Annotated in this window: 14 protein-coding genes; 11 read left to right on the top strand and 3 right to left on the bottom strand. The window is 68.3% G+C overall.

What is annotated here, in order from left to right:
• The first annotated feature begins 47 nt into the window (after positions 1–47).
• The 6 genes from H7F53_RS07980 (at position 48) to H7F53_RS08005 (ending at position 7619) form a co-directional block, all read left to right on the top strand.
• Positions 48–812 carry an inositol monophosphatase family protein gene (locus H7F53_RS07980; RefSeq protein WP_185678967.1) on the top strand — a complete coding sequence of 255 codons (765 nt, stop codon included), beginning with the start codon at positions 48–50 and terminating at the stop codon, positions 810–812.
• A 377-nt stretch (positions 813–1189) separates the two neighbouring features.
• A complete protein-coding gene (locus H7F53_RS07985; RefSeq protein WP_185678968.1) occupies positions 1190–2512 on the top strand; it encodes a capsular polysaccharide export protein, LipB/KpsS family in 1323 nt (440 codons plus the stop codon).
• Complete coding sequence (locus tag H7F53_RS07990; protein ID WP_185678969.1) at positions 2509–3786, top strand: capsular polysaccharide export protein, LipB/KpsS family; 1278 nt, start codon at positions 2509–2511, stop codon at positions 3784–3786. The genes H7F53_RS07985 and H7F53_RS07990 overlap by 4 nt, the downstream gene beginning before the upstream one ends.
• A gap of 224 nt (positions 3787–4010) precedes the next feature.
• Positions 4011–5174 (top strand): glycosyltransferase family 4 protein, encoded by a 1164-nt coding sequence (locus tag H7F53_RS07995; RefSeq protein WP_246438754.1) that lies wholly within the window; start codon positions 4011–4013, stop codon positions 5172–5174.
• A gap of 104 nt (positions 5175–5278) precedes the next feature.
• Positions 5279–7213 carry an ATP-dependent zinc metalloprotease FtsH gene (gene ftsH, locus H7F53_RS08000; RefSeq protein ID WP_185678970.1) on the top strand — a complete coding sequence of 645 codons (1935 nt, stop codon included), beginning with the start codon at positions 5279–5281 and terminating at the stop codon, positions 7211–7213.
• A 16-nt stretch (positions 7214–7229) separates the two neighbouring features.
• Positions 7230–7619: a hypothetical protein gene (locus H7F53_RS08005; protein WP_343061983.1), complete on the top strand. Its 390-nt coding sequence runs from the start codon at positions 7230–7232 to the stop codon at positions 7617–7619.
• A gap of 31 nt (positions 7620–7650) precedes the next feature.
• On the opposite strand, the gene H7F53_RS08010 is transcribed toward H7F53_RS08005, so the two are convergent.
• Positions 7651–8799: a DUF3667 domain-containing protein gene (locus H7F53_RS08010; RefSeq protein ID WP_185678971.1), complete on the bottom strand. Its 1149-nt coding sequence runs from the start codon at positions 8797–8799 to the stop codon at positions 7651–7653.
• Between the two features lie 101 nt (positions 8800–8900).
• Entirely contained in the window at positions 8901–9245 is a 345-nt protein-coding gene (gene rpoZ / locus H7F53_RS08015; protein WP_185678972.1) for a DNA-directed RNA polymerase subunit omega, read from the bottom strand.
• Positions 9246–9380: 135 nt separating this feature from the next.
• On the opposite strand from rpoZ, the gene H7F53_RS08020 reads away from it, so the two are divergent.
• Together H7F53_RS08020 and H7F53_RS08025 are read left to right on the top strand one after the other, a co-directional pair.
• Positions 9381–9614, top strand: a complete 234-nt coding sequence (locus H7F53_RS08020; protein ID WP_185678973.1) for a type II toxin-antitoxin system Phd/YefM family antitoxin — start codon at positions 9381–9383, stop codon at positions 9612–9614.
• Positions 9615–9616: 2 nt separating this feature from the next.
• On the top strand, positions 9617–9997 hold the full coding sequence (locus tag H7F53_RS08025; RefSeq protein ID WP_246438757.1) for a type II toxin-antitoxin system VapC family toxin: 381 nt from the start codon (positions 9617–9619) through the stop codon (positions 9995–9997).
• A gap of 22 nt (positions 9998–10019) precedes the next feature.
• On the opposite strand, the gene H7F53_RS08030 is transcribed toward H7F53_RS08025, so the two are convergent.
• Positions 10020–11552, bottom strand: coding sequence for a replicative DNA helicase (locus tag H7F53_RS08030; RefSeq protein ID WP_185678975.1), 1533 nt, complete (start codon positions 11550–11552; stop codon positions 10020–10022).
• A gap of 127 nt (positions 11553–11679) precedes the next feature.
• On the opposite strand from H7F53_RS08030, the gene H7F53_RS08035 reads away from it, so the two are divergent.
• The 3 genes from H7F53_RS08035 (at position 11680) to H7F53_RS08045 (ending at position 13404) form a co-directional block, all read left to right on the top strand.
• Positions 11680–12162 (top strand): UPF0262 family protein, encoded by a 483-nt coding sequence (locus tag H7F53_RS08035; protein ID WP_185678976.1) that lies wholly within the window; start codon positions 11680–11682, stop codon positions 12160–12162.
• A gap of 80 nt (positions 12163–12242) precedes the next feature.
• Positions 12243–12956, top strand: coding sequence for a glycoside hydrolase family 25 protein (locus H7F53_RS08040; RefSeq protein WP_185678977.1), 714 nt, complete (start codon positions 12243–12245; stop codon positions 12954–12956).
• A gap of 7 nt (positions 12957–12963) precedes the next feature.
• Positions 12964–13404 carry a cytidine deaminase gene (locus tag H7F53_RS08045; RefSeq protein WP_185678978.1) on the top strand — a complete coding sequence of 147 codons (441 nt, stop codon included), beginning with the start codon at positions 12964–12966 and terminating at the stop codon, positions 13402–13404.
• The last annotated feature ends 53 nt before the right edge of the window (positions 13405–13457 follow it).

Below are 13457 nucleotides of genomic sequence, written 5' to 3' on the forward strand. Positions count from 1 at the left end.
TGTCACCGGCTCTTGCCTCGCGGTTGCGTGTTGGGGTCGCTGGGGCCATGCACGAGGCTGCAGAGCGGATCATCCGTCCTGGGCTGGGGCAATTGCAGGACGATGCGATCAGGCTCAAGGCCCCTGGTGAGGTCGTCACCATCGTTGACCGCGCCTGCGAGGCGCTCCTTTCGGAACGTCTGTCGGCAATCCATCCCGAGGCCATCGTTGTGGGTGAGGAAGCCGTAGAAGATGATCCCCGTCTGCTCGAATTGCTTGGCACCGAGCTCTGTTGGATTGTCGATCCGCTTGACGGGACGGCCAACTATGCGGCTGGAAAGGCTCCCTACGGGATCATGGTTGCCTTGGCACAGGCTGGTGAAATCCTGGGAGGCTGGATCCTGGATCCAACCAGCGGGCGTTTGTGTGGGGCAGAACTTGGGCATGGCGCCCGGATTGATGGCAAACTGTTCAATGCCCCCGGCCGCCACCGTGAAACGCCGATCGCGGCCATATCACGACTGTTTACGGATGCCAGCCGGCGGGACCGGGTAGTCGCGGCGCTCGCCGCCTGCGACGTCACGGACAGCCCGCGTTGTGCAGCCGACCAGTACCCGCGGGTAGCGCTGGGTATCCATGATCTGACCTATTTCGATCGCACGATCAGTTGGGATCATGCTGCCGGAGTTTTGTTCATCAACGAATGCGGCGGACGCGCGGCTCATCCAGACGGGGCCACCTACCGCGTCGATCAGCCACGCGCGGGCCTTCTGATCGCCACCGACCCCGTCCTTTGGGACTCGGTGGCACCGGCTGTCGCAGCGGCTTTATGACCACGCCGGCCCGCTCCGCCCGCCCCAGTGGCAGCGGCCGGGGTTGAACGGTGTCCGTTCGCACACCAGTGCCGTTCTTCCGGGTGCCACCCTTTCCGAGGCAGCGGGGGGCCGCGCTTGCCACGCTAGCGCTCGCTCCGCAAAGCCCGCCAGCTGATCTGGCCCGTACGGCTGCAGAACTCGCAGAGGCACGCGTCGGCGGAACCTTTTGGGGCCTGCAGCCGGCACTGCCGAGCGATCGCACGATTTTGCTGGCACCTGGTCACGCCGGAGAGGCAAGGCTCCTTCAGGACTGGGCGTTATCGGCCGGTGAAGCGGACCGCTGCTGTCTGATTGGACCCTATGCCCGGCGACATGGTATTCCCGGGATCAGCCAAGTGTGCGATCCTTGGCATCTGGTTGCTCAGGCGCAACGGATCGTGGCGGGCGCGACCAGTGAGATCGCCGGCGTGGCGGCATTCGCGCGCGCAGAGCTCAGAATTGTCGGGGACGGGCCATGGGCCGGCGTCACCGAACCGGCGAAGGCCGCCAAGCTCGTGGTTCATGGCTGGCAGTGGCGCGACCCGTTTACGGGTGCTGCGTGTGATTTTTCAAAGATCGTCCAGCAGCTTGCCGAATGGCGCAGCCTGATCGATTCGAATCGCGCGACCGCTGCCGTCTACGGGGTTGCCCGGTGGAAGCGGGTCACGGCCGATGCCCTGCTGTGGGACGGGTATGACGGGCCAAGGCACCTGGCTGCGCGCTCCGATGCGACAGCCACCCTGCCGCGCGGCAGCCGGGTCGGGGCTTGGAAATCGCGCACGGCGCTGGATCTGCCCGATCAGCTGGCGCACCGCGGGATCGCGGTGAGCGAAATCGAGGATGGTTTCATCCGCTCAACCGGACTTGGCGCCAATTGCGTGCCGCCGCTCTCGATCATTGTCGACCATGCGGGGATCTACTTTGATCCGTCAGGACCCAGCGATCTTGAGATCATCCTGGCCGAGGCCGAGATCGGGCCGGAGCTCCAACGCCGCGCCGCTGCGCTGCGCGCCCGGCTGGTGGCCGCGGGCATCGGCAAGTACGGCCGCGCGGTCACGGCGGTGACGGTGGCAGCGCCGGGGCGGCGGCGCGTGCTGGTGCCGGGGCAGGTGGCCGATGATCGCTCGGTGCTGAGCGGTGGGGCCGGGGCCGACAACCTGACCCTGCTGCAGCGCGCCCGCGCGCTCGAGCCCGACGCCTGGATCATCTACCGGCCGCATCCCGATGTCGAGGCCGGGCACCGTGCCGGGCACATTCCCGAGGCGACGGTGCGCGCCCTGGCTGACGAGATCGACCGCGCCAGCCCGATCGCCGCGCTGATCGACAGCGTGGACGCGCTCCACACGCTGACCTCGCTGGCCGGGTTCGAGGCGCTGATGCGCGGCAAGGCGGTGACCACCCACGGCGTGCCGTTCTATGCCGGCTGGGGGCTGACCCGCGATCTCGCCCCGGTGCCGGCGCGGCGCGGCCGCAGCCGCACTCTCGACGAGCTCGTCGCTGCAGCGCTGATTCTCTATCCGCGCTACCTCGATCCGGTTAGCCGGCTACCCTGCTCGCCGGAGATTTTGGTCGAAAGGCTCGCATCAGACCGCGCCAAGGTCAGTTCACCGCTTGTTATCTTGCGCTCATTGCAGGGCCGCGCCAGTACGTGGGTGCGGAGGTTCGGGGGTCAAGGGTGAATACCGGACGAAGACCAGCACGCAATTTCCTGTTTCTGCAGGGGCCACCGGGGCCGTTCTTCCGGCTGCTCGGCGCCGAGCTGGCGCAGCGCGGCTGCGGGGTGCACCGCATCAACCTGAGCGGCGGCGACCGTTATGACTGGCCTGAGGGCAGCATCGACTACCGCGGTCGGTCGAAGCACTGGCCGCTGTTCTTCGATGCCTTCGTGCAGGATCACGCGATCACCGACGTGGTGCTGTTCGGCGATTGCCGGCCGGTGCACCGCAGCGCGGTGCGCCTGGCCCAGCTGCGCGGCGTCCACATCCACGTGTTCGAGGAGGGCTATATCCGGCCCGACTGGATGACGCTCGAGCGCGACGGGGTAAACGGCCATTCCACTTTCGACCGCGATCCCGAGGTGCTGTTCGCCGCCTCGCGCTGGCTGCCCGAGGTGCCGCAGCTGCCGCCGATCACGGCCACTTTCCGGCGTCGCGCCCGCGATGCCTTCTGGCACTATTTCAACGTCTTCACCGGGCGCTGGCGCTATCCGTTCTATCGCACTCACCGGCGCGCGACGCTGGTCGGCGAAGGGCTGGGCTGGCTGCTGCGCTTCGCCCGCACCGGGCGGCGGGCCCGTCAGCACGAGGCCGCGATGGCCCGCCTGGGCGACCGGCGCTATTTCCTGTTCCCGCTGCAGCTCACCGGCGATTACCAGATCCGCGCCCATTCGCCGTTCGAATCGATGACCATGGCGGTGGACTATGTGATGCGCAGTTTCGCACGCCATGCCCCGGCGGACGTGGTGCTGCTGATCAAGGAGCATCCGCTCGACTGTGGTTTCCTCGACTGGCGCAAGTACATTGCCCGGCGTGCCCGGCAGCTGGGCGTCTCGGGCCGGGTCCTGCACATCGACGGCGGCAACCTCGGCGTGCTCAGCGCCCGCTCGGCCGGGATGGTCTGCGTCAACAGCACCTCGGGAACGCTCGGGCTCGAGGTGGGCTCGCCGGTGATCGTGCTGGGCGATGCGGTCTACGATGTCCCCGGGGTGACCCACCAGGGCTCGCTCGACGCCTTCTGGGCGGCGCCCGAGCTGCCCGACCGCCAGCTCTACCAGGCGTTCAAGAAGGTGCTTCATGCGCGCTGCCTGGTGCGCGGCGGGCTAGCCAGCGAATCGGCCATCCACACGCTCATCGCCAACAGCGTCGAACGCCTGCTGGCGGATGATGCCGCCCCGGCACTGGCCTTGCGCGCCGGTCGCCAGGAGCTGGGGGCAAGGCCCGCATCGTCCCGCTAGCCGCGATGCCGCAACGTCCGACGTGACCTCCCGTGCAGCGGGCAGCCCCATGCGAAAGACCTAACCCTCTCGTAAAATCAGGGACGTGCCGAATTGTCTTGGCGATGCCTTGCCCCTTCCTATAGGCATCGGCTGATAATGACAGCCGGTGCCCTTCCAGGCCCGGTCGAGCCGCCGCCCGCCATGGGCACGGTCCACCCGCCGCGGGCGGGGAGCCGGGCAGCTTGATCGAGCGCGAATTCCTGATCGATGTCACGCGTCTGGTCTGGCGCGGTTGGTCCGGGCGTATGCCGACCGGGATCGACCGGGTGTGCCTCGCCTATCTCGATCATTTTGGCGAACGCGCCCAGGGCGTCGTCCAGCGCGGAGGGCTGCAGCGGGTGCTCTCGCCAGCCGCCTCCGACCGGCTGTTCGAGGCGATCCGCATGGGGGGGAGCTCGTTCCGATCGCAGCTGCTGCGCCTGCTTCCGCTCGCCTTCGGGTCGGGCAAGCGCATGCCGCGCACGGTCACAGCGCAGCGGCCGATCTATCTCAACATCGGGCACACCGGGTTGGACGAACCGTCGCTGCCCGGCTGGGTCCGGCGCAATAACTTGCGGGCCGTGTTCCTGGTCCACGATCTCATCCCGATCACCCACCCGGAGTTCTGCCGCAGCGGCGAGGCGACCAAGCACCGCGCGCGGATGCGCAACGTGCTGGACTGCGCGGCGGGGATCATCGGCAACTCGCAGACCACGCTGGACGAGCTCCAGTCGTTCGCCGAGCTGGAACAGCTACCCGTGCCGCCGTTCGTGCCGGCGTGGATTTCGGGACACGAGATCCCTGAAAGCGCGCCCCAGGCGGCGATGGACCGGCCGCACTTCGTCGTGGTCGGCACGATCGAGGGGCGCAAGAACCATGTCTTGCTGTTCCAGCTCTGGCGCCGCCTGGCCGAGCGGATGGGGCCGCGCGCGCCCCGGCTGGTGGTGATCGGCCAGCGCGGGTGGGAGGCCGAACATGCCCTGGCCATGCTCGATCGCAGCCCGGCGCTGCGCGGCCACGTACGCGAGCTGGGCAGCGCCAGCGACGCCGAGGTGGCGCGGCTGATCGCCGGCGCCCGCGCGCTGCTGATGCCCTCCTTCGCCGAAGGCTTCGGCCTGCCGGTGGTCGAGGCGCTCCAGCTCGGCACCCCGGTGATCTGCAGCGACCTGCCGGCCTTCCGCGAGATCGTCGGCGACATCCCGACCTATCTCGATCCGCTCGACGGGCAGGGCTGGGAAAGCACCATCCTCGCCTTCCTCGAGGACTGCCCCGAACGGATGCGCCAGTTGCGCCAGCTGCGCGACTACCGCGGGCCGGACTGGCCTTCGCACTTCGCCACGGTCGAGCCCTGGCTGGCGACGCTCTAGCCGCGATCCGCCCCGAAGGGCATTTATTGCCGACCTGCCCCGGCGGTTAGCTTGCGATTCAGACCTTGTGTCCTACATTGCGAGGTGAAAGGACTCCGCCCGCGATGAATGAAGAACAGCCCAACGGGAATCCGTGGCTCAAGAGCCTGCTGGTCTGGGGGGGCATCTTCGTTGCCCTGATCCTGGTCGTCTCGATGTTCGGCAGCCGTGCCGAGAGCACCGGCACGCCGATCCCCTACAGTGATTTCCGCGCCAAGGTTGCCGATGGCAGCGTAGCCGACGTCGCGGTCGGGACCGAGCGCATCACCGGGCGCTACAAGAACGGCGATGCCTTCAGCACCGTGCCGATCCCCAACGACACCACCCTGCCGGAGCTCCTCCAGCAGAACGGGGTGCGCTATGCCGGCAAGACCGCGGACGAGCCCAACCTGCTGCTCTACATCCTGATCCAGGCCCTGCCGTTCATGCTGATCCTGGGCGTGGCCTTCTTCGCGCTGCGCCAGGTGCAGAAGGGCGGCGGATCGGGCGCGATGGGGTTCGGCAAGTCCAAGGCCAAGCTCCTGACCGAACGGCAGGGCCGCGTCACCTTCGATGACGTCGCCGGCATCGACGAGGCGCGCGAGGAGCTGGAAGAGATCGTCGAGTTCCTCCGCGACCCCAGCCGCTTCGCCAAGCTCGGCGGGCAGATCCCCAAGGGCGCGTTGCTGGTCGGCTCGCCCGGCACCGGCAAGACCCTGCTGGCCCGCGCGATCGCCGGCGAGGCGGGCGTGCCGTTCTTCACCATCTCAGGCTCCGACTTCGTCGAGATGTTCGTCGGCGTCGGCGCCAGCCGCGTGCGCGACATGTTCGAACAGGCCAAGAAGAACGCGCCGTGCATCGTCTTCATCGATGAAATCGACGCGGTCGGCCGCCACCGTGGCCACGGCCTCGGCAACTCCAACGACGAGCGCGAGCAGACGCTCAACCAGCTGCTGGTCGAGATGGACGGCTTCGAGGCCAACGAAGGCATCATCATCATCGCCGCCACCAACCGGCCCGACGTGCTCGATCCGGCGCTGCTGCGCCCGGGCCGGTTCGACCGCCAGGTGGTCGTGCCGATCCCCGACATCGAGGGCCGCGAGAAGATCCTCTCGGTCCACATGAAGAAGGTGCCGCTGGCACCCGACGTGAACCCGCGCACGATTGCGCGGGGCACGCCGGGCTTCTCCGGCGCCGACCTGGCCAATCTGGTGAACGAGGCCGCGCTGCTCGCCGCCCGGCGCAACAAGCGCCTGGTCGCCATGCAGGAGTTCGAGGACGCCAAGGACAAGGTCATGATGGGCGCCGAGCGCCGCTCGATGGTGATGACCGACGACGAGAAGAAGATGACCGCCTATCATGAGGCGGGCCACGCCATCGTCTCGGTCAAGGAGGCCGCCTCGGACCCGATCCACAAGGCCACGATCATCCCGCGCGGCCGCGCCCTCGGCATGGTCATGCGCCTGCCCGAGCGCGACAGCTACTCCTACCATCGTGACAAGATGCACGCGAACCTGTCGGTCTCGATGGGCGGCCGCGTCGCCGAGGAGCTGATCTTCGGTTATGACAAGGTCAGCTCAGGCGCCTCGTCGGACATCCAGTATGCCACCGGTCTTGCCCGCAACATGGTGACCAAGTGGGGCATGTCGGACAAGCTCGGTCCGCTCCAGTACGAGGACCAGCAGGAGGGCTATCTCGGCATGGGCGGATCGGCCCGCCTGTTCGCCTCGGACGAGACCAACAAGCTGATCGACAGCGAGATCCGCCAGCTGGTCGATGGCGCGCACGCCCGCGCGACCGAGATCCTCAAGGCCAACGAGGACAAGCTCCACCTGCTTGCCCAGGCCCTGCTCGAATACGAGACGCTGACCGGCGAGGAGATCGAGCAGCTGCTCAGGGATGGCAAGATCGACCGGCCAGACCGGCCGAGCGGTCCGTCGCGTCCGGCCTCGGTACAGGGCTCAGCCATTCCCAAGGCGGGCCGTCGCTTCACCCCCGGCGCGGCGCCACAGGGCGCCTGACCGGGTGGTCCGGCCGGTGCTGCTGGGTCCCTGGCGGGCCGCATGGATCGCCGGTGCCCTGGCTGCGGCCGGGACGGCGGTTCCGGCGGTGGGCCAGGCTCCGGTTACCGTCGCGGCTTTCCTCGCCCGCACCTCGGCGCTGAAGGCCAAGGGCTTTGCTGCGCTGTTCTCGCCCGAACTCAAGGCGCTGCGTGACCTGGGCGCAGCCGCCGGCGCCGAATACCGCGCGCGGCTGGCGCAGGAACGGGCCGCCGGGCGGCCCAGCTCGTGCCCGCCGGCCAAGGTCAAGATCGGCAGCGACCAGTTCCTCGCCCATCTCGAGAGCTATCCGGCCCCCGCGCGCGAACGCACCACCCTGTCGATGGCCGTGGCCGACCTGTTCGTCCGGACCTGGCCCTGCCGCTGACGCTTCCGCTGGCCCGGGTGGGCGGCTGCGCTCAGCCCGCGCCGGTCTGGGCCAGGATCAGCATCCCGAACAGGGTCAGGCTGAAGATCGAGACGATCGACAGCGCGAAGGTGCGCAGCAGAGTCATCGGCCATGATCCGCCATAGGTGCCCTTGAGCTGGGCATACATGTGGACCGGGGGCACTAGCAGCAGCAGCGGCACCCAGGGTTCGGACTGGACCTGGCTGACCAGCAGGATGACCACCGACAGCAGCGTCATCATGCACAGCGAATAGGTGACGAACACCGTGTGGTCATAAAGGTGGAAGCGCCGGCTGAACGGGAACAGCAGCCACAGGAACGGGACTGACAGCGGGATCAGCGCCCAGCTGAACTTGTAGGCGTTGCTCTGCAGCTTGTAGAGCACCAGCGTCGGGTTGGTCTTGAACGCGTCGATCGCGTGCTGGATCTGCGGAACGTCGCTGGTGATCCCCGCGCCCTTGTCGCCGAACAGGAGGCCGCCTGCGCCTTGCTCCCGCGCCGTTTCGCCTCGCGGCGTGGCTGGCGCCTGCCCAGCCCGGGGCGGGGTGTCCTGCATGTCGCGGATGATCCCGACGGCCATCCGCGCGCCGTTGAGTTCGCGGTCGACCGCGTCGGTCGGCTTGCCCTGCGCAACCAGCACGGCGCGGCGGGTCTCCAGCTGGGCCAGCTTGGTCTCCGCCTCGCGCAGCGCCCTGGCGCGGTCAGCGGGCGAGCTGCTCTGGACCAGCTGGCGCGGATCGACCTCCATCTCGCCCGCCACCATGTGGAAGCTGGTGAACATCACGAAGACGCAGAACAGGAACAGCGCCAGCGGCGAGATGAACCGCGCGCGCTGCCCGTCGATATAGCGGCGGGTCAGCTGCCCCGGGCGGAACACCAGCAGCGGCAGGGTGCGCCAGATGCGTCCCTCGAAGTGGAACACGCCGTGCAGCAGATCGTGGAAGAAGGCGCCCAGCGTGCGGTGGACATGGGCATGCTGCCCGCACTGGTGGCAATGCGGTCCGACCAGGGCGGTGCCGCAGTTCAGGCAGGCGTTTTCGTGGGTGTGGCCATCGCCGCCGGCCGCCGGGCCACCGCCACCGTGCGCCTCACGCTCGATCGCGGCGGCGGTCAGCCCCGCCTGTCCGAGATCCCCCACCGCCTGCTGCCAGTCCGCCATGATGCCCCCTGTTGCAGCGCCATCCTACGCGCGGCTCCGGCAAAGCAAAAGGCCCCGGTGCGATGCGCACCGGGGCCTTTTGGCGTGGTCCTGCGACCGGCTCAGCCGTCGTAGTCGCCGCCCAGCGAGGTGTTGCGCACCGGCGCCGCCGCGGTGATCCGCAGTGCTTCGGCCTGCTGGCTGAGCGAGCCGATCTCGTCGACCTCGTCGTCGTCCTCGGGGAGGACGCGCTGGAGCGAGGAGATCACGCTTTCCTTCAGCACGGTCGGCCGCACGGTCTCCTCTGCGATCTCGCGCAGCGCGACCACCGGGTTCTTGTCGCGGTCACGGTCGATCGTCAGCTCGGCGCCGCCCGAAATCTCGCGGGCCCGCTGGGCCGCAAGCAGGACGAGGTCGAAGCGGTTGGGGACCTTGTCGACGCAATCTTCAACGGTAACGCGCGCCATGGGGCACTCCGATAAGGCAGACACTGCTGGAAACCCCGGCGCCTAGGCCGGGCAGGGGGGAAAGTCAAGGAAATCGGGCTGCGACCTGGCCGGCTGGTTGCAAGTTAGCTACCTTCATAGCTAAGGAGACGCGCGATGGCTCAGTTTTCAGTTCATGAGGCCAAGACCAACCTGTCCAAGCTGATCGCGGATGCTCTGGCGGGCGGCGAGGTGGTGATCGCGCGGGGCAAGGTCCCGGCGGTTCGGCTCGTCCCGGTCGAGCCGGTCGGTCGCCGGCGCTTCGGGGCGCTGAAGGGGCAGATCGCGCTCGATCCCGGATTTGCCGATCCCCTGCCGGAGGAGGAACTCGCGGGCTGGACCCTCGGTTGAGGTTGCTGCTCGATACCTATGCCCTGATCTGGTGGCTTGCCGGGGATCAGGCGCTCGGGCGCAAGGCGCGGGAGGCTATTGCCGACGAGGGCAACGCCGTGCTGGTCAGCGCGGCCTCGGCCATGGAAGTCGCCACCAAGGTTCGTCTTGGCGTGCTGCCCTCGGCCGAGCTGCTCGCCCGGGATTTCGAAGCGATCCTGGCGAGCCAGGGTTTTGCCGAACTGTCGATCACTGTCCGCCACGCCGCCCTGGCGGGCGCCATGGCCATCGCACACAAGGACCCGTTCGACCGCTTGCTGATCGCCCAGGCTCAAGCTGAGGATCTGATCCTGGTCTCAAACGAGACCTTGTTCGATGGATTCGCCGTGAACCGACTGTGGTGACCGGGCGCGCCGGTCCCCTCGCTCAATCGTCGTAGCTGTGGCCGCCCAGCGCATCGTCGGCCAGGTCGCTGAAGCGGGTGATGCGCGGCTCGAAGCGCAGGCGCACCTTGCCGGTGGCGCCGTGGCGCTGCTTGGCGATGATCAGCTCGGCCAGACCATAGACGCGCTCCATCTCGGCCGCCCAGGCGCCGTGGGCCTCGTGGGTCTTGGCATCGTCGCCTTCCACCGGGCGCTTGGGCTCCTTGGCGGCGACATAGTAGTCCTCGCGGTAGACGAACCAGACCATGTCGGCGTCCTGCTCGATCGAGCCCGATTCGCGCAGGTCCGAGAGCTGCGGGCGCTTGTCCTCGCGCTGTTCCACCGCGCGGCTGAGCTGCGACAGCGCGATCACCGGGACCGACAGCTCCTTGGCCAGCGTCTTCAGGCCGCGCGAGATCTCCGAGATCTCGTTGACACGGTTGTCGTTGGCGCGGCCCGTACCCTGCAGCAGCTGGAGATAGTCGACCACGATCAGCCCCAGGCCATGGCGCCGCTTCAGCCGCCGGGCACGGGCGCGCAGCGCGGCGATGGTCAGCGCCGGGGTATCGTCGATGTACAGCGGCAGTTCGGCCAGGCGCTGGCTGGCGAAGGACAGCGACTGGAAGTCCTCGCGGCTGATCTTGCCCATGCGCAGCGCTTCCGAGCTGATCCCCGACTGTTCGGCCAGGATGCGCGTGGCCAGCTGGTCGGCGCTCATTTCCAGGCTGAAGAAGGCGGTGGCCGCGCCCACCGACTTGTCGTCGGCGATGCCGTCCAGCCGGTCGCGGCGCAGCCGGTCGGCGGCGTTGAAGGCGATGTTGGTGGCGAGCGAGGTTTTCCCCATGCCCGGTCGTCCGGCCAGGATGATCAGGTCCGAATCGTGCAGCCCGCCGACCTTCTCGTTCACCGAGGTGAGCCCGGTGGTCTTGCCCGAGACATGCCCGCCCGACAGCAGCGCCTGCTCGATCATGCCCAGCGCGGTCTTGGTCGCGGTGGCGAACTCCTTGGTTTCGTTCCCGGTCGAGGCGCCTTCGGCCACCTTGTAAAGCGCCGCCTCGGCCAGCTCGATCTGCTGCAGCGGCTCGACGCTCTCCGACGTGTCGAGCGCGGCCTCGACGAGATTGCGCCCGACCGAGACCAGCTCGCGCAGCAGCGCGAGGTCATAGATCTGCGCGGCCAGCTCGCGCGGGGCGAGCAGGCCCTGACCGTCGGCGGTGAGCCGCGCGAGATAGGTTACCCCGCCCAGCGCGCGCAGCGATTCGTCGGCCTCGAAATAGGGCTTCAGCGTGACCGGGGTGACCACCGCCTTGCGGTCGAGCAGCTGGACGACCCGCTCGTAGATGCGGGCATGGACCGGCTCGAAGAAATGGTCGGCCTTGAGCGGGGTGTTGAGTTCCTCGATCACCCGGTTGTCGATCAGCACGGCGCCGAGGAAGGCGGCTTCGGCCTCGACGTTGGCGGGCAGGGTGCGGCCGCTGGCGCCCGGCGGAGGGGCGTGCGGCGCGTCGAGCGGGGTGATCAGGAGGTTGTCGGCCATCAAGTGCTGCGTGATGCGCTGTCCGGCCGGGCGTCGCAAGGTGGGACCGGCCGGGAATTATTCCACAGCATGTGGATTTCAAAGCGCCTTGCGGTGCGTCGCAGCATTTGCAAAAGCTGCCGGCCTCATGGCGGACCCACGCATCTCGCATATCGAACTCGACGAGGACACGATCCTCGCGCGCAATGCCGATATCGAGCAGGAGCGCCGGGTCGCCATGTTCGACCTGATCGAGGACAACAGCTTCAAGCCGGCCCGCGCCTTCGCCGCCGGGCACCAGGGGCCCTACCGGGTGCGGCTGGCCGTGCACGACGGGCGGCTGCAGCTGGAGATCGCCGACGATGCCGGACAGGAGCTGGAGACGCTGGTCCTGGGCATGGGGCGGTTCCGGCGCCACATCCGGGACTACTTCGCGATCTGCGACAGCTACTACCAGGCCGTGCGCAAGGCCACTGCGGCCGAGATCGAGACTATCGACATGGCCCGGCGCGGCATCCACAACGAGGCGGCCGAACTGCTGCTCGAACGGCTCGAAGGTAAAGTGGAAACTGACTTTGCCACGGCGCGCCGGCTCTTTACCCTGATTTGCGTGCTGCATATCAGGGGTTGAAGATCAGGAGCCGGCGGGCCGCGCCGGAGCGCCGCGCAGCAGACCGCACACCGGACACAGGACAGGATCGCGACCGCATCATGGCGAGGAGGAGAGGCTACGCCGCCGGCGGCACCCAATGGCGCCTGCGGTTTGCCGCGATCCTGCTGCTGGCGGGTCTGCTTGGCGGAGTGTGGGGCTGGTGGCACCTGCGCCATTGGACGCCCGATCGCGGGGCCTATCCGGTCCAGGGGGTCGAGGTGGGCACGATCGAGGGGGCGGTCGACTGGCCCGCGATCAAGGCGGTCGGCGCCGATTTCGCCTATCTCGATGCCAGCGCCAGCGCTTTCGCACGCGATCCGGCCTTCGTGAAGAACCTCGAGGACGCGCGCGCCGCCGGGCTGCAGGTCGGCGCGGTGCATCTGTACGATCCCTGCCAGCCGGCCGAGCGCCAGGCGGCCAACTTCGTCACCGTGATCCCGCGCGACGCCAGGATGCTGCCTCCGGCGGTCGATCTCGACCGGCTCGCCGACGATTGCCCGGTCAAGGTCAGCGATGCCAAGGTCGAAAGCGAGCTGATGACCTTCCTCAACCAGATCGAGACCCACACCGGCAAGGCGGTGATGCTCAAGGTCTCGCGCCGGTTCGAGGCGCGTTACCACGTCGCCATGGCGATCGACCGCAACCTGTGGGTCAGCGGCGAACGTTTCGAGCCCGAATACACCGCCCGGCCGTGGACGCTGTGGACGGCTAACACCTACTTCGTCACCGATGCCGCGGAGGAGCCGCTGCGCTGGGTGGTGGTGGAGAAGTGAGGACCCGATGACCATCGACCAGGCCGCCCTGATCGCCGCCGCCCGCGAAGCCTCGACGCGGGCCTATGCCCCCTATTCGGGCTTCCACGTCGGCGCCGCTCTGGCCTTCGCCGATGGCTCGGTGGCGACTGGCGCCAACGTCGAGAACGCCAGCTACGGCCTTGCCCTCTGTGCCGAGACCAGCGCGGTGGCGCAGGTGATGAATGCCGGGGTGCGCGGCGGGTTGCTGGCTGTCGCGGTGATCGGAGGCACGCCCGGCGAGGACGGCGCGGCGACGCCCGGCGCGGCTCCGGTCACCCCCTGTGGTCGCTGCCGCCAGGTGCTCAACGAACTGGCCCAACTGGGCGGGACCGACCCGGTGATCTGGTGCGTGGGGGAGCGCAGCGTGCTCGAGCTGCGCCTGTCCGCTTTGCTGCCGCACGCCTTTGGGCCTGCGAACCTGGGCTAGAGTCGGTCCTGCTCGGGTCGAACCACACCAACGCCTGTACCGCGCGCAGCCGG

The sequence above is a fragment of the Novosphingobium piscinae genome, assembly GCF_014230355.1.
GTDB classification, from domain to species: Bacteria; Pseudomonadota; Alphaproteobacteria; order Sphingomonadales; family Sphingomonadaceae; genus Novosphingobium; species Novosphingobium piscinae.